At 41.0% G+C, this 25,864-nt stretch carries 23 protein-coding genes and 1 pseudogene; 10 read left to right on the top strand and 14 right to left on the bottom strand.

Translation table 11 applies throughout. From position 1 onward, the window contains the following. Nucleotides 1–106 precede the first annotated feature (106 nt). The 5 genes from HMPREF1532_RS03895 to miaA all read right to left on the bottom strand — a co-directional run bounded on the left by HMPREF1532_RS03895 (nucleotide 107) and on the right by miaA (nucleotide 7,554). Nucleotides 107–1,594, bottom strand: coding sequence for a DUF5687 family protein (locus tag HMPREF1532_RS03895; protein WP_005925123.1), 1,488 nt, complete (start codon nucleotides 1,592–1,594; stop codon nucleotides 107–109). Next, nucleotides 1,591–4,410 carry a M16 family metallopeptidase gene (locus HMPREF1532_RS03890; protein WP_005925120.1) on the bottom strand — a complete coding sequence of 940 codons (2,820 nt, stop codon included), beginning with the start codon at nucleotides 4,408–4,410 and terminating at the stop codon, nucleotides 1,591–1,593. Before HMPREF1532_RS03890 ends, HMPREF1532_RS03895 begins: the two co-directional genes overlap by 4 nt. Before the next feature lie 181 nt (nucleotides 4,411–4,591). Further along, the gene (gene kdsA, locus HMPREF1532_RS03885; RefSeq protein WP_005925114.1) at nucleotides 4,592–5,395 is read right to left on the bottom strand and encodes a 3-deoxy-8-phosphooctulonate synthase; all 804 of its coding nucleotides are present in this window, start codon (nucleotides 5,393–5,395) and stop codon (nucleotides 4,592–4,594) included. A gap of 163 nt (nucleotides 5,396–5,558) precedes the next feature. Further along, nucleotides 5,559–6,485 (bottom strand): diacylglycerol/lipid kinase family protein, encoded by a 927-nt coding sequence (locus HMPREF1532_RS03880; protein WP_005925113.1) that lies wholly within the window; start codon nucleotides 6,483–6,485, stop codon nucleotides 5,559–5,561. Between the two features lie 148 nt (nucleotides 6,486–6,633). Continuing rightward, entirely contained in the window at nucleotides 6,634–7,554 is a 921-nt protein-coding gene (miaA, locus tag HMPREF1532_RS03875) for a tRNA (adenosine(37)-N6)-dimethylallyltransferase MiaA (protein WP_005925111.1), read from the bottom strand. Nucleotides 7,555–8,159: 605 nt separating this feature from the next. On the opposite strand from miaA, the gene HMPREF1532_RS03870 reads away from it, so the two are divergent. The 9 genes from HMPREF1532_RS03870 to HMPREF1532_RS03840 all read left to right on the top strand — a co-directional run bounded on the left by HMPREF1532_RS03870 (nucleotide 8,160) and on the right by HMPREF1532_RS03840 (nucleotide 15,487). Further along, nucleotides 8,160–9,926 carry a hypothetical protein gene (locus HMPREF1532_RS03870; RefSeq protein ID WP_224206951.1) on the top strand — a complete coding sequence of 589 codons (1,767 nt, stop codon included), beginning with the start codon at nucleotides 8,160–8,162 and terminating at the stop codon, nucleotides 9,924–9,926. Nucleotides 9,927–10,400: 474 nt separating this feature from the next. Continuing rightward, the gene (locus tag HMPREF1532_RS03865) at nucleotides 10,401–11,747 is read left to right on the top strand and encodes an O-antigen ligase family protein (RefSeq protein WP_224206952.1); all 1,347 of its coding nucleotides are present in this window, start codon (nucleotides 10,401–10,403) and stop codon (nucleotides 11,745–11,747) included. Between the two features lie 50 nt (nucleotides 11,748–11,797). Further along, nucleotides 11,798–12,244 carry a hypothetical protein gene (locus HMPREF1532_RS21695; RefSeq protein WP_005925099.1) on the top strand — a complete coding sequence of 149 codons (447 nt, stop codon included), beginning with the start codon at nucleotides 11,798–11,800 and terminating at the stop codon, nucleotides 12,242–12,244. Nucleotides 12,245–12,419: 175 nt separating this feature from the next. Next, on the top strand, nucleotides 12,420–13,166 hold the full coding sequence (locus HMPREF1532_RS21690; RefSeq protein WP_244266401.1) for a C39 family peptidase: 747 nt from the start codon (nucleotides 12,420–12,422) through the stop codon (nucleotides 13,164–13,166). Nucleotides 13,167–13,173: 7 nt separating this feature from the next. Continuing rightward, nucleotides 13,174–13,677 carry a hypothetical protein gene (locus HMPREF1532_RS03855; protein ID WP_005925092.1) on the top strand — a complete coding sequence of 168 codons (504 nt, stop codon included), beginning with the start codon at nucleotides 13,174–13,176 and terminating at the stop codon, nucleotides 13,675–13,677. A 108-nt stretch (nucleotides 13,678–13,785) separates the two neighbouring features. Further along, nucleotides 13,786–14,280, top strand: a complete 495-nt coding sequence (locus HMPREF1532_RS03850) for a hypothetical protein (RefSeq protein WP_005925089.1) — start codon at nucleotides 13,786–13,788, stop codon at nucleotides 14,278–14,280. Continuing rightward, nucleotides 14,280–14,804 (top strand): hypothetical protein, encoded by a 525-nt coding sequence (locus HMPREF1532_RS03845; protein ID WP_005925086.1) that lies wholly within the window; start codon nucleotides 14,280–14,282, stop codon nucleotides 14,802–14,804. Before HMPREF1532_RS03850 ends, HMPREF1532_RS03845 begins: the two co-directional genes overlap by 1 nt. Next, nucleotides 14,801–14,950: a hypothetical protein gene (locus HMPREF1532_RS21255; RefSeq protein ID WP_153881779.1), complete on the top strand. Its 150-nt coding sequence runs from the start codon at nucleotides 14,801–14,803 to the stop codon at nucleotides 14,948–14,950. The genes HMPREF1532_RS03845 and HMPREF1532_RS21255 overlap by 4 nt, the downstream gene beginning before the upstream one ends. 120 nt (nucleotides 14,951–15,070) lie before the next feature. Beyond that, nucleotides 15,071–15,487, top strand: coding sequence for a hypothetical protein (locus HMPREF1532_RS03840; protein ID WP_147398872.1), 417 nt, complete (start codon nucleotides 15,071–15,073; stop codon nucleotides 15,485–15,487). Nucleotides 15,488–15,888: 401 nt separating this feature from the next. On the opposite strand, the gene HMPREF1532_RS03835 is transcribed toward HMPREF1532_RS03840, so the two are convergent. The 9 genes from HMPREF1532_RS03835 to HMPREF1532_RS03795 form a co-directional block, all read right to left on the bottom strand. Beyond that, nucleotides 15,889–17,094 (bottom strand): ABC transporter permease, encoded by a 1,206-nt coding sequence (locus tag HMPREF1532_RS03835; protein WP_148359702.1) that lies wholly within the window; start codon nucleotides 17,092–17,094, stop codon nucleotides 15,889–15,891. A gap of 9 nt (nucleotides 17,095–17,103) precedes the next feature. Then, nucleotides 17,104–17,748: an ATP-binding cassette domain-containing protein gene (locus tag HMPREF1532_RS03830; RefSeq protein ID WP_005925081.1), complete on the bottom strand. Its 645-nt coding sequence runs from the start codon at nucleotides 17,746–17,748 to the stop codon at nucleotides 17,104–17,106. Nucleotides 17,749–17,758: 10 nt separating this feature from the next. Continuing rightward, nucleotides 17,759–19,315, bottom strand: coding sequence for a DUF4836 family protein (locus HMPREF1532_RS03825; RefSeq protein ID WP_005925079.1), 1,557 nt, complete (start codon nucleotides 19,313–19,315; stop codon nucleotides 17,759–17,761). Between the two features lie 79 nt (nucleotides 19,316–19,394). Further along, on the bottom strand, nucleotides 19,395–20,087 hold the full coding sequence (locus HMPREF1532_RS03820) for a 16S rRNA (uracil(1498)-N(3))-methyltransferase (protein ID WP_005925076.1): 693 nt from the start codon (nucleotides 20,085–20,087) through the stop codon (nucleotides 19,395–19,397). Nucleotides 20,088–20,096: 9 nt separating this feature from the next. Then, entirely contained in the window at nucleotides 20,097–20,666 is a 570-nt protein-coding gene (locus HMPREF1532_RS03815) for a bifunctional nuclease family protein (protein WP_005925073.1), read from the bottom strand. A gap of 2 nt (nucleotides 20,667–20,668) precedes the next feature. Next, complete coding sequence (locus HMPREF1532_RS03810) at nucleotides 20,669–21,922, bottom strand: nucleoside permease (protein ID WP_005925070.1); 1,254 nt, start codon at nucleotides 21,920–21,922, stop codon at nucleotides 20,669–20,671. 376 nt (nucleotides 21,923–22,298) lie between these two features. Next, nucleotides 22,299–23,477 (bottom strand): class I SAM-dependent rRNA methyltransferase, encoded by a 1,179-nt coding sequence (locus HMPREF1532_RS03805; protein ID WP_005925068.1) that lies wholly within the window; start codon nucleotides 23,475–23,477, stop codon nucleotides 22,299–22,301. 50 nt (nucleotides 23,478–23,527) lie between these two features. Continuing rightward, nucleotides 23,528–24,169: a 3'-5' exonuclease gene (locus HMPREF1532_RS03800; RefSeq protein ID WP_005925065.1), complete on the bottom strand. Its 642-nt coding sequence runs from the start codon at nucleotides 24,167–24,169 to the stop codon at nucleotides 23,528–23,530. A gap of 9 nt (nucleotides 24,170–24,178) precedes the next feature. Continuing rightward, nucleotides 24,179–24,838 (bottom strand): DUF5063 domain-containing protein, encoded by a 660-nt coding sequence (locus tag HMPREF1532_RS03795; RefSeq protein ID WP_005925063.1) that lies wholly within the window; start codon nucleotides 24,836–24,838, stop codon nucleotides 24,179–24,181. Nucleotides 24,839–25,082: 244 nt separating this feature from the next. On the opposite strand from HMPREF1532_RS03795, the pseudogene HMPREF1532_RS22000 reads away from it, so the two are divergent. Next, nucleotides 25,083–25,833, top strand: a pseudogene (locus HMPREF1532_RS22000) (DNA translocase FtsK 4TM domain-containing protein); the annotation flags it as partial. Nucleotides 25,834–25,864: the final 31 nt, after the last annotated feature.

Raw genomic sequence — 25,864 nt, 5'->3', positions numbered from 1 at the left:
GATTTATGATTTATGAATTATGATTTATGGTTCGGAAAATTATTATTAGGCATCACCGGAATTTACATTCCACTAATTAATTCATAATTCATAAATCATAAATCTCCTACTGTCTACTGTCTCTGAACCCCTCCATGTTTTTGTAACGGCGTTTCATAAACCGGTTGTATACATTCTTCAGCCATATGCGCGAAGTGAGAATGAATCCCAGTCCGATAACGAGCAACACCCATGAAGTCGTAGTCTCTCCCAACCAAATTTTGAGCAAGGCATAAAGTAGCAATGGGATACCGAAAGTGGCGCCGCTAATCAGACTTTGCAATCCTGAACCGGAGTTTTGCCGGCCGGTGATTTTGGCATTCAAGGGTATCGTTTTGGTGTTGTAAACAGCAAGTTGGAACAGGCAAAAGTAGATACAGCCGATGGTAAACACTGCCCATGAGATGGAAGTCAGTACACTGATTTTACCCATGGCCATTGCCGGTATCGTCAGGATGAGAGGAATGAGAATACCGATACTGTATAGTATGTATTTGGCACGGAGTAAGGTATAGATAGACTCTTTACGACTCATAAGCCCATCGATGTAATTACCTTCGTAACTCATAATTTGCAATAGGAAGAGAATTCCGAAAATGGCGAAATTGTAAACTGTAATAAAGTTTTTCATACCTGTACCGTCGTATACTTCGGTGAAACTCAGTAACAGGCTGAAAGCTATTACGACCAGAATGCCCATTCGGAGCGAGTTTTTGCAAACCTTGTTGCGCAGCAACATTTTTAGTTCCAGACGCATATATTCGCCTACTTCTCCGTATTTTTCGAAGAACTTGTATTCGGAAGCATTGACTTTCGTGTCTTCCACTTTGTTCAGTTCTGCATACACCAGGCCTGCCATCAGTTTCCGGTTGATAAGCCACATGAGGGCGATTGCCGCTAATGTACCGATGAAAGCCAATAAATTCCCTTCGATGTATCCTTCGCCCAGATCAATGAATAAGTTGGCAACCACGCTCTTGTCTTCGGGAATGAAAATGGCGGCGGCAATGCCTCCATATACGGCCAAAGGCAACAGTACCCACCAGATTCGTTCACTGATCAGTGTGCGGCACAACAGAAACCAATAGTTGTTGAAGACCATTAGCAGCCAGATACCGGCACAATAGGTGAGAACTCCCCAAAGCCCGAAGAATTTCGGAATGGTGATGATAGCGAATGGTGCGAACATGAAGAGCCAGATAAGATTGTAGCTGCTCAGTCCGGAACGGATCAATAAGAAATCAATTACCCTGTTCCGCCTGACCGGCATCAGGAGGTAAGGTTTTACCTCCTGTGTCGGGGTCTTTTGTAGCGGAAAGCGCAATATGAAATCGAGTGCAAGGACAAATACCAGACCACTGTTCATGATGTGGTAAGGCTCCATGCTATTCGTATCGAATGCAAAAGCGAAAGTGGTTCCGAAGAAGATCAGATACGCTGCCCAGAAAACCGCCATGGCATACATGGCGTATTTTCCGAACCGGTTTTTATCGTACATCGGGTGCCGCTTGGCAGCCAGTTTACCGTGTTTGCGCAATTCGTTAAAAAGCATCATTTCTTTTCAGGGCTAACCATCGTGACTTCTACTTCGTTCTTCTGTTTCATCAAATCATCGGCAAATTTCTGGACTTCTTTTGCTGTGATGCTGTTGACCAGATTTTCATAGTCCTTTATCATATCTACTCCGGTGAAGATATATTCGTCGATGCTACCCAGCCAGAATCTGTTTTCTTTCAAATCTTCGGTATGCTTTTTCAACATATATTCTTTTACCTTTTTAAGATTGGCATCCGACGGACCTGCTTTGGCAAGATTTTCAGCTTCGGCAAAGATTATTTTCATCAGCTTGTCTTTTTTGTCGGGAGCCGTGTCGAAGATAATTTGCAGGAGCGCTGTCTCTTTCGGATATTTAGAAAGACTGCCGCCTACATATACTCCGTATGTGCCGCCTTCCTCTTCGCGGACTTTCTCTGTGTATACCAAATCAAGGATCTGGCTGGTCATGCTCATCAGGATGTTATTCTTCTGATTGTATTTGCATTTACCGTTGTAAACCACGAACACGGATGATTTCGGCGTTTCCTGCTGTTTGATGAATTCATTCTTGTAAGTACCCTTACGCATTTCCAGTTTGGTGTCTCTGAATGTCTCTTTGCGGTTGATGGCAGGGAGGGCACCCAGATACTCGGCAATGAGGTCTTTGTCTTTTGCAATGTCGATGTTCCCAACGAAAATGAATGTAAAGTCGCTTGCATCTTTATAGCGGTCTTTGTACATTTCCATGAGTTTGTCATAATCGATTTTGTCGATCATATCGGATTTCATGCGGATAGCTCTCGGATGGTGCATATAGATGGCAGCCTGTATGGAGTCGCCAAATGCCACATTCGGATTGAGTTCCTGATTTTGGAGGGCAGCTTTATTGCGGTTTTTGTAAGAAGCAAAAGCGTCATCGTCTCTGCGTGGGGCAGTGAAGGTGAGATAAGTGAGCTGCAACATAGTTTCAAGGTCTTTAGGAGAACAGCTACCGGTTACGTTCTCTGTCTTATCGCCGATACCGTAGTTGACGGATGCTTTCTTTCCGGCTAAAACCTTTTCCAGGTCTACTGCGCTGAAATTACCCAAACCTCCTGCGCTGATAGCATCGAGTGATTTGATGTTGATGATTTCCGAGTCGGGGAACAGTGAACTACCACCCAGGCTGGTACCTTTCATACGAATTTCGTCAGCTTTGAAATCTGTCTTTTTTAAGATGACTTTTACACCGTTGGACAGAGTCAGCTCGGTGGTTCCGAAAATAGGATTTTCTTTTTCGGAAATGATTTTTCCGCCTTGGGGTTTCTCGGCCATTAATGGCTCATCGGATACTTTGTCTACGTAAGCCGTTAATTTTTCGGCTTTTACGTCTTTCAGAGTCTGCAATACAGCATCTTTAGTAGGCATCTGTATACCTTCTTTTTCCGGGCCGAAGATGGCAACTACCTGGTTGGTATCTGTCACCAAAGCCTGCATCATTTGATTCAGTGCCGCTACCGGGATATTCGGAGCGATCTGATTAATGATGGCATATTCGTTTTCAATGCCCGGAATCGGTTCTTTATCAAGGAAGTGGCGAACGTATTCGTTTACGTATTCTTCATTTTTACGTTTGTCACGTTCATTGTAAGCGGATTCCAACTGGCGGAGGTATTCGGCACGGGCACGGTTGTATTCTGTTTCTGTAAAGCCGAATTGACGGGCACGTTCCATTTCGCGTAACAGATTGGCGATGCCGTCTTCTACGGTGCCTTCTTTACAAACGACTACACCGGTGAATGCGTCTTTCGTTTTAGCCACAAAGAAATCGCCTTCGAAAGTACCGGCATAGATAAACGGAGGATTAGCCGTTTGTGTCAATTCGTTCAGGCGGGCGTTCAGCATACTGCTGATAAGGTTGGTAGCATAGTTTTGTACCAGATATCCCATATTACCCTTTTGGTCGTCGGGGGTAGCGTCGTGTTTGTTGAATACGAGCACTTGAATATGAGGTTGTTCCTTATCTTGTTCGATAATGATGATAGGTTCTTTGTTGTCATTTACCGGATAATAGATACGTTCGGCTGCATCGGGTTGTGCCGGGATATCGGCAAACATTGTTTTGATTTTGGCTTCCACTGCATCTACGTCGATATCACCTACGACAACGATGCCCTGTAGGTCGGGACGATACCATTTTTCGTAGTAATCTCTCAATGTTTGATATTTGAAGTTCATTACTACATCCATCGTACCGATCGGGAAACAGGTGGCATATTTCGTTCCGGCAAACATCTGCGGGAGCATTTTTTCCTGCATACGTTGCATGGCGCTCATGCGGGTACGCCATTCTTCATTGATGACGCCGCGTTCCTTGTCTATTTCTTTGGGATCCAAAGTCAGATCATTAGACCAGTCATGGAGGATTAGAAGGCAAGAATCGATTGCTCCCGGCATGGTGACAGGGACGTTCGAGATATTGTAGACAGTCTCGTCAACTGAAGTATAGGCATTCAGGTTTTCTCCGAATTTCACGCCGATATGTTCGAGATACTGTTTCAGGGCATCGCCGGGGAAGTGGGTCGTTCCGTTGAAGCACATATGTTCCAGGAAGTGGGCAAGACCCCGTTGGCTTTCTTCTTCCTGGATTGAACCTACTTTCTGTGCGATGTAGAAATCAGCCCGGTTTGCCGGAAGTGCGTTTTTACGGATATAGTACGTTAGTCCGTTGTCGAGTTTACCGATACGTACGTTCGGATCTACAGGAACAGGAGGCAATTGCTGGGCAAAAACCTGCTGGAAGCTGCAGCATACGATTGCGGCTGCAACAAATAAACCATGAAGTAATTGTTTCATATATAATGAATTTTAATGAGTATTTTGCATTATCTGTCGGAGAGGGGTGGGATAAATCACAAAAAAGAGAAATAAAAATAGTGATTAGTGATAAGCGGGCTGCGCTATACAAGGTCATTGGTTAGCACTCTTTGCGATTTTATCGCTACTCGCTAATCACTTATCACTAAATCGCTGCTCGTTATTTTATCGCTTCTCTGATTCTTACTAATTTAGTGAGCAATCCTTCTAAAAGATCGAGTTTCAACATATTGGCACCGTCGCTTTTGGCTACCGCCGGATTTTCATGTGTTTCGATGAACAGCCCGTCAGCACCCACCGCGATTCCGGCTTTGGCTACGGTTTCGATCAATTGTGGCATGCCGCCTGTTACTCCACTGGTCTGATTGGGTTGCTGTAAAGAGTGAGTAACATCCAGGATAACAGGGAAACCGAATGTCTGCATTTCGGGAATGCCACGATAGTCAACGACCAGGTCTTGATAACCGAATGTCGTTCCGCGTTCGGTAAGCATCACTTCTTTGTTGCCGGCTTCCAGCACTTTATCGGCTGCAAACTGCATGGCCATGGGAGATAAGAACTGCCCTTTTTTTATGTTCACTACTTTTCCTGTTTTGGCTGCTGCAATCAGGATATCTGTTTGGCGGCAAAGGAAAGCGGGTATTTGCAGCACATCCACATATTCGGCAGCCATTGTCGCTTCATCGGCAGAATGGATGTCGGTAACGGTAGGAACACCGAAAGTATCATGCACTTTCTTGAGAATTTTAAGTGCTTTTTCATCGCCTATTCCCATAAATGAGTCGAGACGAGAACGGTTGGCCTTACGATAGGATCCTTTGAATATATACGGAATTTTTAGAGTATCGGTGATGTTTACTACTCGTTCGGCAATACGCATTGCCATTTCTTCTCCCTCTATCACACAGGGACCGGCAAGTAAAAAGAAATTGCCGGCGGGATTGTTTTTTAATTGCTCTATCATAATGTATAATATGTAAATTTATCAAAGTTCCGGTTACTTCCTAACCTTTTTGATCTTGCATTTCCCATTCGTTTACTGATCCATTTCGCCTGTGTTTGTCCATTCACCCGTTTGGTTATTCTTTATAATTGGCACATTGACATACTGGCGCATTGAATCATTATCAATCCGGTATGATTAATGTAATTTTCTCCGGTAGAATACCGATTTCCAATGGGAAATGTTTGGGTAAGATTCGTCCGTCCAAGTCAACTGCGGCATTTCTGGCACGGAGCACCTTTACCTTTTTGGTGCGGTAACTTTTCACCACTTTATGATTCAATATCCGTCCTTGAATTAACATCCACAATCCTGACATGGTTTGCAGGAGTTGGGGGCGATAGATAACCGAAACATCCAGCCAACCGTTGTAGGGTACGGCACTGGGAGTTTGCCCGTATCCGCAGGCACTGCCTACGCATACCGTCATGATACGTCCTCGGATGTGTTCGTCGTTAATGCGGAGATGCATCCGATATAGGTTTCGTTCGAAGAATAACAGGAAGAAAGCTGCCAGATAAGACAAGAATTTGACTCCCCAGAAACGTTTGGTTCCATCGGTTACTTTTACGATGCGTGCACCGAACCCGATGTTAATGGCATTCAAAAAATAACGGCGCTGATGCTTTTCACCATCGTAGAAATTACAGAATCCCACGTCTATTTTTCTATGGCGGTTTTTGATAATCCAGTCTACTGCTTGCTTATAGTCCATTCCGATATCCCAGTATCGGGCAAAATCATTTCCGATACCGTTTGGAATAATTCCAATGGCAATGTCCTCTTTGTGTTCGGCATTGGAAAGCATGATACCGTTGATGGCATCGTTCAATGCACCGTCACCTCCCACTACGACAATGGTGGTATATCCATTGTTGGCAAGAATTCCGGCAAGCCGTTCTACCGAGCCAAAACCTTCGGATTGCACATAGTCGTATGCCACACCCTTCTGGTCCATGTACTCTTTTATTTCCTTCCATCGTTTTTGCACTTTCCGTGTCCCGGCTTTAGGGTTATAGATCACCCCCCATTTTCCAGCTTCTACGCTCATTGCTCCTATATGTTATTTTCTTATCACCTTTCGCTTCTCGCTGCCTCTATGCAGAATCGCCTGATTACAAGTGATTCTTTTTTAACTTCTCCCTTTATGCTTTCTCTGTTGCGGGATTATTCTTATTATCTTTCTGATGCCAAAGATACTAAATCCCTTCGAGTTTCTGCTTTACGAAGGCTATCTTTTCTTCTGTCGATAGCGTTGCGTCTACCCAATTGATAGTAAATCCGCGTCGTTCCATCCCCCGGAACCAGGTCATCTGCCTCTTGGCAAACTGATGGATGGCTATTTCCAGTTGGCTGAACATTTCTTCATAATTCAATTCTCCAATGGCATACAGTGTCAGGTATTTGTATTCTAATCCGTAATAGATCAGGTCTTCGGCTGGAATACCTTGTGCGAGCAGTTGTCGTACTTCATCTACCATACCTTCTTCCAATCGCTGTTTCAGCCGTCTGGTTATTTTTTCCCTTCTCGATTCACGGTCGATATCTACACCGATGATAAGGCTGTTGAGTTGTGGAAATTCCCGTTCTGCTACCGGATTGGCAGCATAGTACTCTTCTATTTCAATTGCCCTGATAGCTCTTTTCACTGTATCTACATCTGTGGAATTGTGAAGCGTTTTGTATTGACTCAAGATTGCGGTTAATTCATCCAGCGACTTATCGGCCAATCTTGTCCTCAGCTCCGTGTTTTCGGGTACCGGCATTAGCTTGTATCCTTTCAATACCGATTCCAGATACATTCCCGTTCCTCCACATAGAACAGGTAGGCAGCCTTTTTGTTTGATTGCCTCATAGGCTTTCAGGAAATCCCGTTGGTATTCGAATACATTGTATTTATAACCCGGGTCGGCGATGTCAATCAGGTGATAGGGGATTTGACGACCGTTGACGGTGTAGTCGGCAAGATCTTTGCCTGTTCCCAAATCCATGCCCCGGTATATTTGTCGCGAATCGGCACTGATGATTTCGGTGTTTAGTTCCGATGCCAGTGCGGCGGCGAAAGGGGTTTTCCCTGAAGCGGTGGGACCAAGAATGGCGATTAAATCATAGTCCGGCATAGTTTATTCTCTTTATTAATAATAGATGCGGACAAAGATAGGAAAAAGGCTGCGAAAAATGGAGAGGAGAGGGTAAAATCATGTTATAAACTTTATAAATATTTTCATGAATAATGGGGGACAGGCTAATTGTTTGAAATTCTTTTTGTTAAGTGTGCTTCCTGATATTTTAGGTGGACAATTAAATCTTTTATCCATCGATCGGCTTTTCTTGATTTGTATTTATATCGTTCGATTCGGTATGTTTTTAGAAAAAGAAAGAATGTTTTCGAACATCAGATTGTTGGAATGTATCTACTTTTGCTGTATGAAAATTTTGTAAATCTAAGACTATGGCTTATAATAAGATATTGTTTATCTTTCATGTAGTATGTATGTTTTGTTTTTCGTCTTGTTCTTCTTATCCCGAAGAAGTGGAAAAGGCTCTTTCTGTATTAGGCAATAACCGGGCAGAGTTAGTCCGGGTTTTAGAGCATTATAGGAGTAACGACCGATTGAAGTTTAAAGCTGCTTGCTTTCTGATAAGTAATATGCCATATCATAAAAGTGGATATAATATAGAGTTACCAAAATCGTATTTTACGTATTTTAAAATGGTTGATTCCATGGGAACTCTAATTCCTGATGCCAATCATAATGATTCATTGACAAAGGTTTTGGGACAACAATACGCTTCGTTGGCCTTTCCGCATGATAAAGTTAATACGTTAGATGATATTCAAAGATTTACAGCAGAATTTCTGATAGAGAATATAGATGATGCTTTTTATGAATGGCAGCATTCTCCGTTGCTCAAAAGCATATCTTTTGATGATTTTAAAGAGTGGATTCTGCCATATCGCACTGTCGATGAGGATTTTGTCGGAAATAAACCGATGCTAAGGTCAATCATCTATGATAAACTGTTTACTGGCAATGCCGGAACTATTTATGAAGTTATTGAGAATTATAAAAAATATGTCCGGTGGCAAAAGGAGATGAACAGGCAGGTGATTTCTGATAAACATATAGGTCCGTTCGATCTTTTTATTCCTGCATTCAAAATGGATTGCAGTAATCTGGCTGTTTACACTTGCAACTATTTCCGTGCTTGCGGTATACCTACCGTATACGAGTTCACACCACAATGGCCCGATAAGGATAGCAGGCATTACTGGTGTGCATCTCCAGACTCTACCGATGTACTCCAACCGTATACTCCTCCCTACAATAATTTGTTGGAAGATTGGCCTTTAGATTTGAAATATGTCGGTAAAGTGTACCAAAGAACATTTGCTGCGATGAAAGATTCTCCTTATTTTCTGAAAAACGAGGATGAGATGCTTCCTTCTGTTTTCGATGTTCCTACTATTAAGGATGTGACGGACAGATATCATCAATGTACGGAAATAACGATACCGATGCATGTTAATACTTCTAACCGATTGGCTTATCTCTCATTTTTCAATACTAAGGAAGAATTGTCTCCTGTGGCATGGGGTAAAATTAGTAGTTGGAAACATAGCGTTACTTTTAAGAAGATTCCATTTAATATGCTTTTTTTTCCATCTTATATAGCCGAAGATGGACGAATTGTTCCTTTCGGAAAGCCATTTATATTGCGTAAAGACAGCATCACCGATTGTGCCATTAAGGAAGAATTGAAATGCGATACGGCTCAAACCGTCCGGATGCATCTATTGCGTAAATACCCTTCCAAACGACATTTGGTGCACGACAGAAGGAATCTGAAAGGTACACGTATTTTAGGTAGCGACCAATGGACGGGGCCATACGATACTTTATACACCATTTGTGAAGTTCCGGATCCGTATTGGCAAGAATACATATTGGGAAATAACAAGAAGTACCGTTATTACCGGCTTCATCGTGATAGCGTGCCGATAGACATTGCCGAATTGGAATTTTTAGGAGAAGATGCTGCTGGTCATAATACAGATAGACCGTCTGCATTACCGGTGTTTAAAACTAATGATATGTCAGTGGAAAGTAAATCACTGAAGAGAATAAATGGCGAGCCGATGCATACGGGAGTTTTGTATTATAAAGCCTATGATGGTAATCCGGAAACTTTTGCAAGGTGGGGCTTCTTCGGTATGGATTTTAAGCAGCCAGTTTGTATAACTCATATTCGTCTCTTACCCCGAACTGCAACGAACGTCATAGAACCAGGGTGTCATTATCGATTGTTGTATTATCAAAATAATCAGTGGGTTGAATTTAAGGAAGTAATTTCAGAATATAACTTTTTAGATATTGATTCTGTTCCGGCGAATACCATATATTGGTTGATGAACTTAGATAAAGGAAAAGAAGAATTGCCCTTTTTTTATAGGAATGGCCGGCAGGTGTTTATAAATGAATTTATGTAGCTGTTGTTGTATTGATAAATCTTGAATCTAATTTAGCTTATAAAATTGTACTTATTCAATTCACCTGATATAATACTGATGAAGAATTGTATTGAAACATCCTTGCAACATAATCACGATATTTCTTTTAAGATAATATTCGTTTGCATTTCCTTTTTATTTATAGGGACTGTTTATTTTATACCGGATTGGTGTGCAGACAGGTTTCATACTCCGATTTTGCTTTGGATAGGGTGTTTGTTGGGTATATTGGGGATTATTATATCCATTCTGGAATACCAAGGCATGATATTTCATATACCTGTTTCTTTGATAGCTTTATACCTATGTTGGGGAATTAGTTGGGTGCTTACATCTTCCTTAAATTATAATTCGGTTAGTCTCTTTTTTACAGATAATATGGTATTGTTACTATTATATTATTATTTTGCGAATCATTCATATTATTCCCCGTTTTACTTCTTGTTAATAAGTTTGGCTGGCAGCGTATGTTTGATTGCTTTTTTGCAACTGTTCGGTATTTTTAGCTCTTATAGTTCTACATTTGTTATAACAGCTACATTTGATAATCCGGCTGGTATTTCGGCTGTATTAGCTGCTTTATTGCCTTTTACTTTTTATTTCTTTTCTTCAAGAAGTAAATTGAGTCGTAATATGTCAATTATAATTTGTGTAATGGTCGTGATTTCCATTATTCTATCTAATGCCAGAGCAGCTATACTTGCAATGATTGCTATTTTTTTGGGTTATTTTTTAAAGAGAAAACTTCTATTTGTATGTTGCGTGGGATTATTATTGGTACTACTTTATTTAATGAAGCCTGATTCTGCAAACGGAAGACTTTTGATTTGGAGATGTTGTGCCCAAACCATTATTGATAATCCTTTATTGGGAGCAGGAGAATTCACGGCTTGGTATATGTTAGATCAAGCGTGTTTTCTTACAAAACATTCCAATGAACTCTGGGCTATACTGTTGAGTGATAATATTCGCCATCCTTTTAATGAATACTTAGAGGTTGTGGCGGAAAGAGGTATAATTGGTTTTATTCCGATTATTGGTATTATAGTCTATTCTATTAACAGCTATTATGGGCATAGTACCCGGGAACAAAAAAGTGCATTTTGGAGTCTTGTCGCGATAGCAATATGTTCTTTTTTCTCGTATTCGTTTGAATATGAGATTGTAAGGGTAGTATTTATATCTTCTTTTTTTATACTGATACTTCATCCGCTCATATCAGATAATAGAAGAATAGTAAAAGTAAAAGTACATCGATGGATTGTCTTTTTTCTCTCAACTATTCTTTTAATAAATACATTTTATCAAGGATTTTATGACATAAAATGGACTGACTTATTGAAGAGTGAAAATCCTTGCGATGTAAAAAATATGTGTGGTTATGAAGAGTTGTATCAAAATTCTTTTCTGGGACAACAATCTGCTTTCTTATATAATTATGGTGTTGTGTTACACCAAGCAGGAGAATACAGAAAAAGTAATGATATCCTGTTGAAATGCAGTAAAAAGATGAATGATTATGATGTACAGTTACTTCAAGGATATAATTATTTAGAAATGGAAAATATGCATTGTGCAGAAGGGTATTTTAAAACAGCTTCTAATATGATTCCTTGCCGTTTACTTCCCTTATATGAACTTTTTCGGATATATGTGGCCACTGGAAGAGATGATTTGGCTCTGGAGACTGCACAGAATATCATTAATATGCCTGTTAAAATAGTTTCGGCCAAGACTAATTTTATAAAGAAGAGAGTGAGCAATTATTTGAAACAGGCAAAGAAAGGAGGTGTTTTGTGATGTAATCAGGAGATTGTAATTTTAATATATAATTAATTAAAAATAAAAACATGAATCATTTAAAAAATTTAAAAGGAGTATCTTTAATCATACTACTATTGTGTGCATGTACGGAGGACTACGATATCTTGACAAATAAATCAAGGGATATCGATATAAAGTCAGATCTTGATATTGCGAGAAACTGGTATAACCAGCAACAGATTGCTCACGGAATGGAAACCCGTAGTGATAATCTTGATGTGAATCCTATTCCGGTTCTATCAGATAGTCCCAGTTGGGAATTTTACGCTATAAACCGGAATGATTCTTTATTAGTTGTAGATGTAGATTTAACGGATCGTGTATGTCAGGATTTTGTGACGAAAGAGAATTGGGATTTCTATCAACAGACAAAAGAATGGAAATATCGTCGTTCATATACTCGTTTTGTATATATGAAAAACTATAAAACGAATACAGAAACAGGATTTTTGATGACTATTATTATTCCATGATTTAAATGGTAAATTTGTAAACGGATGGAAATATGAAAGAGGAAAAGTGGTAAGCAAAATACGTAAAAAACGGTGGGATGATTTTCCGGATGCTGACAGATTGGTTTTCCGATCAATACCTGCACGGTACGAGGTAACTCCTCAACTCTATACTCCACCTGCTACGCGTGCTGGAATGGAAGATGATCCGCTCTATGATGGAGGAACATTCCCGGATATAATTGTGACACCTGATCCTAAACCGGATTGGGGGGATTATCCTCCTGGTGGTGGCTGGGTAGAGCACCCTGACGATAACTATCCTAATAATAACGAGGATGGCTATAATCATGATAATGACGGATATATAAATGAACCTCATGATGGCGGTTCCGGAGGGTATAATCCTCCTCCACTTACTCCACCTGCAAAAGGAAAAGATTTTGAATCTAAAGTTGGAGATAAAATTGTGGTTGGAAAATTGCCGGCAACGATGGAGAAACAGTTGCCTAATGGATGTGTTGTTGCTGTAATGGAATTAATTTATAGAATTTTTGGAGATCACATTAATATAAAGAAAGAAGGACAGCTTATTCAAGAATATATAAATTTGGCAAATTCCAAAGGGAGATTTGATATTACTATTGATACTTATTTTAATACTGAAACAGGAGGTGTAGAATTATCCTTATTGGCAGATTTTGTAGGAGAGAACTTCGAGTTGAATCCTTTTTCCGATTTTAAGAGTTCCATTGATAGAGGTGATGTTGTTATGGTGGATATCCCTTCAGAAATGGCTAATTCTGCACATAATGTATTAGTGATAGGATATCATACGAATGGCGATCTCATCTATATGGATCCTGAAGTCGGACATTGGAGAGAAGCTCCAGAGTCTTTTTTCTTAGGCGATTATTATTTTAGTATATCTAATTTAAAATAAATTTTTGATGAAGGATTTTAAAATATTTATCTTTTTGATGGCTGTTTGTACACTGTGTTTTTGTAGTCTAAATTTAGATGCCCAAGAAACAGGAAAAACAACTATCAGAAGTTTGACTCATCGGGATTGGATATGGCAATGTTCTGATAACATGTTTATTTATATGCATTTTGATAAAAAGACTGTTACTGCAACAATGTATAGTCGTAGCAGTTGGAGTTGGAGGTTTAATACTCATATTCCAAATAAATATAATAGTATTCACTCCGAGTCTCATCCTTATCATCTTTCAGACTCTATTCCTACCGTTTTTGAATATGATAAAGTTAATAATACGAAACGAGGGCACTATTTGGTGTTATCTACAAGAGGAATTATTATGTCATCTGTTCTTGAGATAGTAAAAATTGATCAGGATAGTCTTGTCCTAAGAGATAATTACTCAAAAAATGAAACATTCTATAGGGCAATTAAAAAGAAAGAGTTGAAAAAAATGGTAGATAGAAAATGATAAATTATTAAAAACTGATCTTAAAGTGATAGCCCCTGAAGATGATTGCTTGAAAGAATCTTTCAGGGCTATCTTTGATGAAATTAATATTTTCAAAAATAGAACAAAATGAATTATAAAGCTTTACTGTTGTTAGTTGGAAATTTGTGGATAGGGACACTTTTGTGTGCTCAGAAACCTGCTCCTACAACAATGGATTTATTGCAAAATAAGTATTGGGTATATAAAGAAGCTTTCAGGATAGGTAGTCTTGTGTATGAGCAATATGATCAAAGAGAGCAATGTAGTACTTTCTTTTCTAAGCAGGAAGAGTTAAGTGGATGCCGTGATTATTATCTTTCTGATACAATTGTACGCTCCTATCAAGAGGATAGTGTCGGGATGGTGAAGAATGGAAAATATATTGTGGAAAGAGGAAGACGGGACACGGATGTCTTTGAAATAATGAAATTAACATCCGATTCTCTTGTAATAAGGCTTTGTTTGGACTCTTTGCATAGAAGTATCGGGGGAGGGCATCCCGTTGTCTATACAGCAGAGAAAAAGAGGTTTATAAGTAAAATGAAAAAGAAGGTACGGGAACAACTTAAAATAAACCCTTGATGAAAAGTATTAAAATATTTATCTTTTTAATGGCTGTCTGTACACTGTGTTTTTGCAGCCTAAGTTTGCATGCCCAAACACAAAGAGAACTGACTTTGAAAGCCTTGACTCGTCGGGATTGGATATGGCAAGTAAATACTAATTTTCTAATCTATTATCATTTTGATAAAGATTCGGTTTCTATTTTGGCTTATGGACGGAGCAACAATCCATTCTATGCTACTCATTATCCTAATGAATACGAATGTAGCTATTGGGGGACTTATCCTTATTATCTTTCTGATTCTGTTCCTTCTGTTTTTGAACATGAGAAAGTTGGTAATATGAAACGCGGACGTTACTGGGTGACATTGTCCGGTAAGAATATTTTGTCTGTTTATGAAATAATAGAGTTTACCGGAGATCGTTTCATTCTAAATGACAACGATCCAAGATATAAAAGAGTTTATAAAGCGAACAAAAGAACGAAGCTTAGTAAGCTAATGAAGAAAAAAAGTAGATCAAAGAAAGATAAGTTACGATGAAAAAATATATTTCTGTTAAAGCGAGCCGGTATTTGGTTGTTGTCTTTTCTATTCAATTATGGTTGGTCTATTCTCGGACACTTCCGGCACAAAGCACCCCGGACAGTATCGTTTCTTTTTTACCCGTAGCGGAAGCAAGGCGTTAAGTAATATACCGGTGAAATATCGATACTTCACAAAAGCGCGGAAGAGAGAAAACCGACGATTACGGACGAATATATATATTGCTCAGCCGGATTAAAGAGCCGGGACGGAGAAGGATTGAAGTGAAATTCGACAGCCCTGAGTATATCTATCGGAGGACTTTTTATCTACCGGTGTTTTCCAATGATTTTGATGCTGCTTTTTTCCCGGAGGGAGGCCCGTTGTCGCCTGTTCTGCTTCAGAACATAGCATTCAAAATCCTGGGAGCGGACGGACTGTCGAGGGAAGCAGCCGGATACGTGTTGAATGCGCGTGGAGATACTCTTATGCATATCTGCTCTGAGCACGACGGAATGGGATCATTTACTTTGACTCCGGTAGCTGGGGAATCTTATCATGCCATTCTCACCTCATCCGATCATGTCATCAAGCGCTTTGATCTCCCTCCTGTCCGTCCTGAGGGCATTGTACTTTCTGCTGTCTGTTACAAGCAACTCATATACTCCGGACAGCACCTCTCCGGAAGATGTCGTTATTGAAGGTGTGGATAGAAATGGAAAAGTTTGCCGATATGTAACAACCATTAATCAGTATACAGAGTAGTGTGATGAAGCTGTGGGGATCTACCCTTGTAGAACATATATTTGTAAATCCTATTTCTTCCTTTATGAAGTACCTTTCCTTCGGTAATAAAGTTGTTTAAGGTTAGAGAAAATCTATAACCGAAAGTTCTGGTTATAAAACTAAAACTTGTAATTGTATAACTAAAACTTTTGGATGTAAAACCAAAAGTTGCGGTTATAGATTAGAATAGGATACGAAGATGTTTTTCTCCTAAGGAAAAGATGTTTATATCCTATTGTTAGTAACTTATCTATTCATATCCTCAATGGAGATGGAATATTATCCATACTCGGGGATCACCCATACTCGGGAGACATCAGGATTTATGCATCCAGATCGATAGTATCTTTCTTCTGATTGCCAGAATATTGATGACAGATACAATGATAAACAGGAAGACGCCTACGCTGACGGCCGGCCAAAGCGATCCGATTTCCAGTTGTGGAAACAATAGATAGAGTGCACCGGTATAGGAATGTCGTATCCAGGCGACCAAACAGAGAGAGATGGCCAGTACAATGGTGTTCAGCCCTAAAGTTAAGACTTGATAAGGGCGTGCTACGCGTGCAGGGCTATATCCTATCAGTAGCAGGTTTTCCAACTTAGTCGTATTTTTTTGAAGAAGAAGGAAGATGCTTAGCATCAGGATATAAAAGGACAGAATACTGATGAATAAACCGACACCGAGCACAATGCCTACGATTAGGCGCAAAAAGTAAGTGGTTTTTCCGGTATCCAGTTTTCCGTCTTCCGTTTCATAACCTTTTTGTTGGAAGTATTTGGCGATAGAAGCATCTGCAGGGTTACCGACTTCAACAATAAGACGTGCCGGTTGTGCTTCTTTTTCCGGTGCAAAGTTATTATTGGCCCATGCCATAAAGGACTCCGGAACTAATATCGTATTTAACCGATTGGAAAAACCGACAATGTTGCCTTTGTATTGCTCTGTCTGTCCGTTACCACGTAGAGTGATATCCATCTGCACCAGGCTCATTACACCTTCCGAAAGCTTGGGGAGACTTCGACTTTGGGCAAAACCGAAGTTATACAGATTTAAATAATTGCGCGGGATAATAATAGGTATGCTGCGCGTTTCTTCGTCAAAATGCCATTTGTCGAGTTTTACATCGACAAATTCATCGGGCACTGCTTCAAAAAACATATCTGTGGAAAGGCGGATACCGGCTTCCTGCATGCCAAGACCTGCCGATACCTTAAACTGTGAAGGGGTAAAGATACCTATCTCTTCGGTGAAAGGCTGTTCCTTCAGTTCTTTTATTTCTTGCGGAGAGAAGGTATTGCTTTTGCCGGCGAAAGATCCTAACGTACTGATTCTTTTACTGACGATGATATAATCTTTTTTCATAAAGCTGTCTCCTTCAGTAAACATCGGGATGATATCTTTATAAAACTGTATACTGAGTAATACGATCATCATGCCAAAGAGGTTGGCAAAAAAGAAACCGGCAAGTTGACCGATGCTGATATGTTGGCGAAGAAGCTTCCAGATGAGTGTCATAATTGGGTTGTATTACAGGCGTAAAACATGATTATAGGGTAATTCGATGTGTTTCCCGATGGAAGTAACGATGATTCCGGCTTCTTGTCTTCCTGCTTCTTCCAGAAGCAGGTTGCTCATGATCTTTCCATTACAATCGTCCAAATGACTGATTGGCTCGTCCAGAAAGATAAAGTCGAAAGGCTGGCAGAGCGCCCGGATAAAGGCCACCCGTTGTTGTTGTCCGAAAGATAACTTGCCGGCCTTTATATGAACTTTGTCTGCAATACCCATTGTTTCGAAAAGTGCAAGGATCTCCTTTTTTTTCTTGTAGCCGGTCAGGTTGTTCTTCAACTGGATGTTTTCGAGTGCCGTCAGTTCGGTAAACAGGCGTAAATCCTGAAAAAGCATACTCAGCGAGTGTTTTCGGAGGTTGACCCATTGCTCCACTGAATATGCTTTGATATTTGTTTCATCGAAATTAATGATCCCCTGGTAGTCGTTCCGGTAACCGTAAATATAACTGCATAACGATGATTTTCCGGTTCCGGATGCTGCTTCTATCAGATACATCTCGCCCTTGCTGAATACGACATTTTTATGCCAGATATCCGATGTGATAGAATTACGGTCGGCAAACACTTGTGGAAGTGTCTGCCGCAGGTGGATACTTTTCATATCTTCAATATTACATGCCGGTAAACTTCTTGACGAAGTCTACGATTTGTTTCAACGAATTGGTATCTTTGTTTTTTAGAATAAGATCTACTTCACTTACACCGTCACTTACATTGCTCACTTCCAGATAGCTGACTTGTGAAGCAAGATTATAATAAGTCTGGTATTCTTCTCCTCCGAAGCCTGTCATCATTTTCACTATCGGCAGTTCGAGAATGGCGTCCATATTGATGACAAAGAAGAAGTTCTTACCTTTCATGTCCGATGCATAACTGGTATCTTTTATCGACTTATCAGCCGCTTTGCCGATATTTTTGTATAGTAATTCGTCATTGGTGGCGTACATCTGGTTATCTTTGAATCCGAAGAAAATGTTCATGGCTCTTGATTTGTACACATATTCATTATCACTCAGTAGCACGATGTCTTCTCCTCTTTTCAGATTCAATGCTTTCTTGTTGTCATAAAGTGCTTTCAGTGCATTCCCGTTTTTCACATCCGCATATGCTACGAAAGCCGGGTCTTTTCCCATGGTTATATTGATCAGTCCGGCAGAGATGTCACCGTTGAAGGAGGCGAACAATGCCTTTACTTCTTCCGCTTTGGAAATGGATACCGTATTACGGAATTCTTCGTTTTCTTGCAATAAATTGTATAGTTCTTCCCCGTTGGCTCCTATGTTCATAAATGCAATCGTTGAGGCCGGGAAATATTTAAGGAAAGTTGTGTTTAGCTTTGTAGTTGCCTTTTCTTGCTTTTTCAGCATTGCTTTGGCTTCCTCGTTTTCTGTATAATATTCAAATTGCAGAGCTATTTTTCCTTTTTCAAAATTAAGGTTGCCGAGGGCCATGATATCTTTGGGATCTACCTTGATACTTGTCAGTCCTATGTTTAATTGGCGGGCATATGCTTGTGGCAGTGCGGCCAATGATGCCAGGAAGTTGACATCTCCTTTTTGTTTCTGCATTTTCTGAAAACCGGCGTTGCCTGCGATACTCTTTTCGGGAGTCTGTTTCATCAGTTCACCAATGGCTTTCTGTGCATTTTCCATTTGCGATTTCCGGTTTACTTGCACGAGCATTGCGGTTGTTTCGTTGAAAGCGAATATGTTTTGGTTGGCCACTACGGCATAGCTATATCCGTCAGTCTCTTCCACAGGTTGACAAATCTGCTCTTTTACCATGACATCCAGCGAAGTACGCAATTTATCGATGTCGAGTATTTTGGTAACTAAGGATGCGTATGGGAAAGAAGGAGAGGTGAAGACGTAAACGGGTGCGTCCACATCTATTCCCGACTCTTTCGGATTGTTCAATACTTTCTCCAATTGTTGGAAAGTGGCCGCCGTAGTTCCGCTTTTCAAGGCTTCTATCATTTTTTGTTTAGCTGCTTCGTTTTCTTTGTCTTTCAGGCCCGATTTGTCAGCGAGAGACTTTAGGTTGATAGACGCTACAGCTGAGGCATCTGCCGGAATGGCACTTGTGTATTCCGATTTTTGAGAACATGCGGCAATGAATACAATCAGCATTGCTGATACTAAAAGTCGGGAAATCATCTTCTTTACCATAATTATTTGTTTTTTAAGTGAAAAGTATTCAGTAATAGTGATTAGTGATAAGTGCCATGCGGAGTGATAGCGCAGCTCGCTAATCGCTATTTATTACCATTGTTGCCATCAGTGCCGCCGTTTCTGTTCGTAGCCGCGATTTACCTAAGCTAATAGGGCGGAAACCTTTCCCGATCGCTTTTTTGACTTCCTCTTCACTGAAGTCTCCTTCCGGGCCGATTAGTACTAAAGCGTCCTTCCCCGGTTCCAGTATATCCTTTAAAAGGGGCTTTTCACCTTCATAGCAGTGTGCTATGAACTTTTGTCCCGGATAATCTTGGGCTATGAATTTGTCAAATTCCACCATCTCGTTCAATTTAGGCAAACGTGCTTTCAGTGATTGCTTCATGGCAGATACGAGTATTTTCTCGATACGTTCCGTTTTGATGACTTTCCGTTCAGAGAAGCGGCAATTAAGAAATGTCAGTTCATCGAAACCGATCTCTGTTGCTTTTTCGGCAAACCATTCATTGCGGTCCATATTCTTGGTCGGTGCCATGGCAATATGCAAATGTCCCGACCATAGAGGTGCTTGCGGAATGGTTTCAATCAGTTTTACTAAACAACGCTTATTAGTCGCCGCAGTGATTTCTGCACGGTAGAAATTGCCTTTACCATCCGTAAGGGTAATCTCGTCACCTATACCGAGACGCAATACACGCGTGCAGTGCTGTGCTTCTTCTTCTGGAAGTTCCGGTTTGGTCAGTATATCGGGGGTATAAAAAACGTGCATATTCTGGTTTTATTTTTTTCGGTTTATCTCATCACGCAAGCGGGCTGCCAACTCATAATTTTCGTCTTTGATAGCCTGTTCTAATGCGTTTTCCAATGAATTTATATTGGTAGAGTCACTGGTTTCATTTTCTTTATCCGGATTCTCTGCGGGACGTTCATCGTCATCATCCAAACGGATACACTCTCTATCGAGGATGGATTCATAAATATAGATCGGACAGTCGGAACGCACAGCCAGTGCGATGGCATCCGAAGTACGGCAATCGATACGGATAATCTCTTCCTCTTTTTGCAGATAAATGTACGAGTAGAAAACACCTTCCTTTGCTTTGTAAATAAGAACTCTGAGCATTTTGGTTCCCAGAATGTTCAGGCAAGTGTAGAATAAATCGTGCGTTAACGGGCGTGGTGCCTTTACACCTTTCAGACATAAGGCAGTGGCTTGCGCTTCGGCAGGACCTATGATGATAGGCAGTTGCCGTTCCCCGTCCACTTCTCCTAACACCAAGGCATAGGCACCTACCTGTGCCTGGCTGTTGGAGATGTTTAATACTTGTAATTCTATCTTTTTATCCATTGTTATTTTTTACTTAATTCTTCGGGTTGATGCTTGTATCTGAAAACCAGTGCAAACAAAATTCCGATGACTAATGCATAACCCGCAAAAATAAACCAGATATCCGGCCATTCGCGGCTGATTAACATTCCATCCGAATAAACCGAGAAAGCATCTACTACCGCACCACTGGCATATCCTCCGATGATGGCTCCCAATCCGTTGGTCATCATAAAGAATAGTCCTTGGGCACTGGCTCTGATTTCCGGTTTGGCTTCTAATTCAACAAACAGAGAACCCGAAATGTTGAAGAAATCAAATGCCATCCCATAAACGATCATTGAAAGTATCAGCATCCATAGTCCGGATCCCGGGTCGCCGAGTCCGAAAAGGCCGAAGCGGAATACCCACGCGAACATGCTGATAAGCATCACCCGTTTGATTCCGAAGTGTCTCAAAAAGAAGGGTATGGCAAGAATAAACAGGGTTTCACTCATTTGTGAGATAGAAAGCAGGATGACGGAATGCTTCACCCCGAATGAATCGGCAAATTCGGGTATGGAAGCAAAACTGCCTAAAAAAAGATCTCCGTAACTGTTTGTGATTTGCAAAGCAGCCCCTAACAGCATGGAGAAAAAGAAGAAAATAGCCATTTTCTTGCGTTTGAATAATACCAGTGCATCGAGTCCGAAAGCGGAAAGCATATTTTTGTTTTCGCTTTTGGCAGGCGGACAGGCGGGAAGCGTAAAAGAATAGAAACCTAGAATGAGTGCTGCCGCACCGCCTACATAAAGTTGCGCACAGGAGGATTTGAATCCTGTCAAGTCTACCGCCCACATGGCGCAAATGAAACCGATAGTTCCCCATACACGAATGGGAGGGAAATCTTTGACGATATCACATTTATATTGTTCAAGAGCATTGTATGAAACGGTGTTGGCCAATGACAAGGTTGGCATATATACCAACAGGTTGAGTAACATTGCCCAATACATATGGTTGTAATCAGTGGCTGTGGAAGCATAGAAAAGACAGGCTGCGCCCAAAAGGTGAAGAATACCGTACAGTCTTTCGGCATTTACCCACTTGTCGGCGATAATACCTGTCAGGCCCGGCATGATAAGTGAAGCGATCCCCATTGTAGCAAAGATGGCACCTATTTGTCCACCTTCAAAGTGCAGAACACCGCCCATATAGCCACCTAACGAAATTAACCACGATCCCCACACAAAGAACTGCAGGAAGTTCATAATAATCAATCGATACTTGATGCTCATATTGTTTTCATTTAGTTACAGGTTACGGGTAATAAGCTGCAATTTTAGTCAGGTGGTATTACTGTACAATGCGACTTCGTTTGTAGCTCGTTACTATTCAATATAGCTGCAAATATAATGTTTTTCGTTGATTGCGCACCAAAAGTGTGGAGAAAAGAGCCTGTTTCAAGAGGAAAATAGGGATGGGACAGGTATATAAAAAAAAGAAGGCTATCTATCCCAGACAGCCAATCTTTATTAACCTTAAATCTAATACCATGAAAAACACAGTGCAAAGATAAATGGTTTTATGTTTTAGAACATAATGTTTTGCTATAAATCTGCGGTTTGTTAACCTTAATTAACTTTGGTAATTCCTTTATTCTGTTATCGGGCCTTACTCCACATATAGAACCAATCCTTTCAGGTATTCTCCTTCCGGATGGTAAATATTGACAGGATGATCTGCCGGTTGCGTCAACTGATGCAAAATACGTACGCTACGTCCCGACATGGCAGCTGCGGTAAACACGGCAGTACGGAAATTATCTTTGGTTACTACCTGTGAACAGGAAAAAGTAAACAGTATGCCACCCGGTTTGATTTTTTCAAAAGCTTTGGCATTCAATTTACGATAACCTTGCAAGGCATTGCGTAGCGCGTCTTTATGTTTTGCAAAAGCGGGCGGATCAAGAACGATCAGGTCGTATTGGTCACCCATCCGGTCAAGATACTTAAAGGCATCTTCTGCATATGCTTCATGACGTGGGTCACCGGGGAAGTTCAGTTCGACGTTTTTGTTTGTCAGATCAATTGCTTTGGACGAGCTGTCTACGGAATGGACAAGCTTGGCACCGCCGCGCATTGCATAAAACGAGAATCCTCCCGTATAGCAGAACATATTCAGTACCGAACGGTCTTTGGCATAACGTTCCAATAGAGCCCGGTTCTCACGTTGGTCTACAAAAAAGCCTGTTTTCTGTCCTTTCAACCAGTCTACATGAAACAGCAAACCGTATTCGCGGGCGATATTATCGGTGCTTCCGCCTTTCAGAAAACCGTTTTCCGGGAAAAGATCGGCTTTGAAGGGCAGGGTTGTTTCTGATTTATAATAAATATTTTCTATTTTGTCGCCCATCACTTCCGACAAAGCTTCGGCAATGGCCATCCGGTCGACGTGCATACCGGCAGAATGGGCTTGCATGACGGCTGTCTTGGCGTATATATCGATTACCAGGCCGGGCAGATTATCTCCTTCGCCATGCACCAGACGATAGGTGTCGTTGGTGGGATTGGTGGCGATTCCGATACTCTTGCGCATGTCATAGGCTATTGCTAATTTACGCTTCCAGAAGTCGGAATCGATTGGCTCCTGTTTGAAAGAGAGCACGCGCACCGCGATACTTCCTATCTGGAAATGTCCTTCGGCTATAAATTCTTTTTTAGAGGTGTATACTTCCACAACTTCACCTTCTTCCGGTTCTCCGTCAAAACGGGCGATAGCACCGGAGAAAATCCAGGGGTGAAAACGTTTTAATGATTCTTCTTTGCCGGGTTTTAAGTATACTTTATACATTGTGAATTATGATTTATGAATGATGATGATTTATGAAAAGGGAAGAAAGGCTATTTTGCCTGCGATTCGTCTTCGGCGGTTACGGTGGCTTCTTCTATTTCAAAGTTGCCGGTACGTTTTAGCTCTTGCAACCGGTTATAGATGTTCAGGCAGGCCCATGCGTCTGTTGCCGCATACTGTTTCTGAGCATCCGTCAGTACATCTGCTTCCCAGTTGGATAGGCGTTGTGACTTGGAAATCTTTTCTTTGAACAGAATGCCGTATATCTTTTGCAGACTTTTGTCCTGAATGCCGAAAGGACGTACGAAATCCTGTAGTTCTATGCAACCCTGCTGATTGAACGGTGCACGTTTATGCAACATCATGAAATCGTCACGAAGTGATAATCCCACTTTTATTATTTCCGGGTTTTCCAATAGTCCTATTAACGATTGTGTGAGTCCTGTCATGTTTAAACGAAACAGGAAACAGCATTCGTCTGACGAGATTTGCAGTAACGCTACCTTATGAGACTGCCCTTTGGTGAATGACGGGCGGGTTTCGCTGTCAATACCCAATATCTGTTGCGCCTGCAGATACGCTACTGCCTTGTCGGCCTCCTTTTCGCTTTGGATCACATATATCGGTCCCTCAAAGACAGCTTTCGGCAGTTCCTTTATCTCTTCTTTGCTTATTGTTCTTTTTATAACCATTTTCTTTTCTTATTCATCGTCGTGGCAATGACAGCCATGGTCGTGGCAGTGGCAATCGCCCTCTTCGCAATGACAGTCTTCGTCATCACAATGGCAATGGTCATTGTCTGATTCATACTCATCTTCTTCTTCAGTCTCCTCTTCTTCATCCGGCTCCTGATTATACTTCACATCATGGAGTGCACGAAGGGTATTTACCAACTTTTGCCCCCATAACATTCCGAAGTTTTCTTGGCAGATGGCAAGAGAATCGTTCATCGTTTCATTCAGACCGAGTTGAAATACGAAAATAAAATCACGGATATCCTGATAAATGTCGGCAAGATCTTCCGAAATGTTTTTCTTGATCGGTTGGTCGCTGTATGCCATGTCCGGTAGGAAAACTTCGAGATAGTCGTCTTTCTCAGCCAGAATGTCCGACAGGTTTATACGTAAAACTTCGTACATCTCTTCTGTCACATAAGTTTCCGGTGCTTCATCACCTATTGTTTCGCACTTAGGGAGCATGGATGCCTTGAGATAAAGCAATGGAAGTATTTTTAGGGTTGTATCGACAAAAGCCTTACGTTTCATGCCCTCGGCACGTTCCAGAAAAGCACAGAATTCTGCGGCTACCGTAACGAATTCTATTACATTTTTATCGAATATAGTCTGACTCTCTTTCTTCATATCTGCTTAATTTGAAACGCAAAGGTAAGAAAAAGGATTGAAAGAGAGCGGGGATTAGTAATAAAACAATCTAAAGCTGCTTAAAGATACACAGCGTCATATGGCAGAAGGCGGGCTTCTTGTATCTTGTATGGCCGGAGGATAATTGGGAATAGGCAATAACTTTAAAGGTAACAGTTAGGAAGAAAATTGTTTTTTTACTACTTTTGCATCTCTAATATAATATAAAGGTAAAAGAATACTCATGGCAAAAAAGAAATCAGATAAAGAGAAAGATACGGAATCTAAAGTACCTTCTACTAATAAGTTTACAGCATTTTTTAAGAACGAGACGATTCATTTTGTCATCGGGTTGGTACTGGTGATATTCTCTGTATATTTATTGTTGGCATTCTCTTCCTTCTTCTTTACAGGGGCAGCCGACCAGAGCATTATTGACAGTGGAAATCCGCATGATTTATCGACGGTGAATAATCATGTGAAAAACTATGCCGGTTCACGCGGGGCTCAACTGGCCAGCTATCTGATTAACGACTGTTTCGGTATATCGTCGTTTTTTATCCTTGTTTTTCTGGCGGTGGCCGGTTTGAAGCTGATGCGTGTGCGAATTGTCCGGTTGTGGAAATGGTTTATCGGTTGTTCGTTATTGCTTGTTTGGTTTTCCGTATTTTTCGGTTTCGCCTTTATGGATACTTATCAGGATTCATTTATCTATCTGGGAGGCCGGCATGGATATAATGTCGCCAATTGGTTGACTTCTCAAGTCGGACAGCCGGGAGTGTGGCTGATACTGCTCGTGACAGCCATCTGTTTCTTGATTTATGTCAGTGCACGTACGGTGATATGGTTGCGTAAACTTTTTACTCTTAGTTTCCTCAAGCGTACTAAGAAGGAAGAGACAGAAGAAGATAAACCGGCTTTTGCCGATCAACAGCCGAAACCGGAATTTGTCAATCCAAAACCTCATGAAGTGGAATTCTCCATGGACAGGACTTTCCAGCAGGTACCTGCTTCGAAAGAGACAAA

The organism is Bacteroides salyersiae WAL 10018 = DSM 18765 = JCM 12988, assembly GCF_000381365.1.
Lineage (GTDB): Bacteria > Bacteroidota > Bacteroidia > Bacteroidales > Bacteroidaceae > Bacteroides > Bacteroides salyersiae.
The sequence above is the reverse complement of the archived record's forward strand: the minus strand, read 5'-3'. Positions and strand labels throughout refer to the sequence as shown.

Excerpts from the sequence above, each read along its gene's own strand:
- HMPREF1532_RS03895 (WP_005925123.1), bottom strand. The coding sequence starts at position 1,594 with ATGATGCTTTTTAACGAATTGCGCAAACACGGTAAACTGGCTGCCAAG.
- HMPREF1532_RS03890 (WP_005925120.1), bottom strand. The coding sequence starts at position 4,410 with ATGAAACAATTACTTCATGGTTTATTTGTTGCAGCCGCAATCGTATGC.
- kdsA (WP_005925114.1), bottom strand. The coding sequence starts at position 5,395 with ATGATAGAGCAATTAAAAAACAATCCCGCCGGCAATTTCTTTTTACTT.
- HMPREF1532_RS03880 (WP_005925113.1), bottom strand. The coding sequence starts at position 6,485 with ATGAGCGTAGAAGCTGGAAAATGGGGGGTGATCTATAACCCTAAAGCC.
- miaA (WP_005925111.1), bottom strand. The coding sequence starts at position 7,554 with ATGCCGGACTATGATTTAATCGCCATTCTTGGTCCCACCGCTTCAGGG.
- HMPREF1532_RS03870 (WP_224206951.1), top strand. The coding sequence starts at position 8,160 with ATGGGAACTCTAATTCCTGATGCCAATCATAATGATTCATTGACAAAG.
- HMPREF1532_RS21695 (WP_005925099.1), top strand. The coding sequence starts at position 11,798 with ATGAATCATTTAAAAAATTTAAAAGGAGTATCTTTAATCATACTACTA.
- HMPREF1532_RS21690 (WP_244266401.1), top strand. The coding sequence starts at position 12,420 with ATGGAAGATGATCCGCTCTATGATGGAGGAACATTCCCGGATATAATT.
- HMPREF1532_RS03855 (WP_005925092.1), top strand. The coding sequence starts at position 13,174 with ATGAAGGATTTTAAAATATTTATCTTTTTGATGGCTGTTTGTACACTG.
- HMPREF1532_RS03850 (WP_005925089.1), top strand. The coding sequence starts at position 13,786 with ATGAATTATAAAGCTTTACTGTTGTTAGTTGGAAATTTGTGGATAGGG.
- HMPREF1532_RS03845 (WP_005925086.1), top strand. The coding sequence starts at position 14,280 with ATGAAAAGTATTAAAATATTTATCTTTTTAATGGCTGTCTGTACACTG.
- HMPREF1532_RS21255 (WP_153881779.1), top strand. The coding sequence starts at position 14,801 with ATGAAAAAATATATTTCTGTTAAAGCGAGCCGGTATTTGGTTGTTGTC.
- HMPREF1532_RS03830 (WP_005925081.1), bottom strand. The coding sequence starts at position 17,748 with ATGAAAAGTATCCACCTGCGGCAGACACTTCCACAAGTGTTTGCCGAC.
- HMPREF1532_RS03825 (WP_005925079.1), bottom strand. The coding sequence starts at position 19,315 with ATGGTAAAGAAGATGATTTCCCGACTTTTAGTATCAGCAATGCTGATT.
- HMPREF1532_RS03820 (WP_005925076.1), bottom strand. The coding sequence starts at position 20,087 with ATGCACGTTTTTTATACCCCCGATATACTGACCAAACCGGAACTTCCA.
- HMPREF1532_RS03815 (WP_005925073.1), bottom strand. The coding sequence starts at position 20,666 with ATGGATAAAAAGATAGAATTACAAGTATTAAACATCTCCAACAGCCAG.
- HMPREF1532_RS03810 (WP_005925070.1), bottom strand. The coding sequence starts at position 21,922 with ATGAGCATCAAGTATCGATTGATTATTATGAACTTCCTGCAGTTCTTT.
- HMPREF1532_RS03805 (WP_005925068.1), bottom strand. The coding sequence starts at position 23,477 with ATGTATAAAGTATACTTAAAACCCGGCAAAGAAGAATCATTAAAACGT.
- HMPREF1532_RS03800 (WP_005925065.1), bottom strand. The coding sequence starts at position 24,169 with ATGGTTATAAAAAGAACAATAAGCAAAGAAGAGATAAAGGAACTGCCG.
- HMPREF1532_RS03795 (WP_005925063.1), bottom strand. The coding sequence starts at position 24,838 with ATGAAGAAAGAGAGTCAGACTATATTCGATAAAAATGTAATAGAATTC.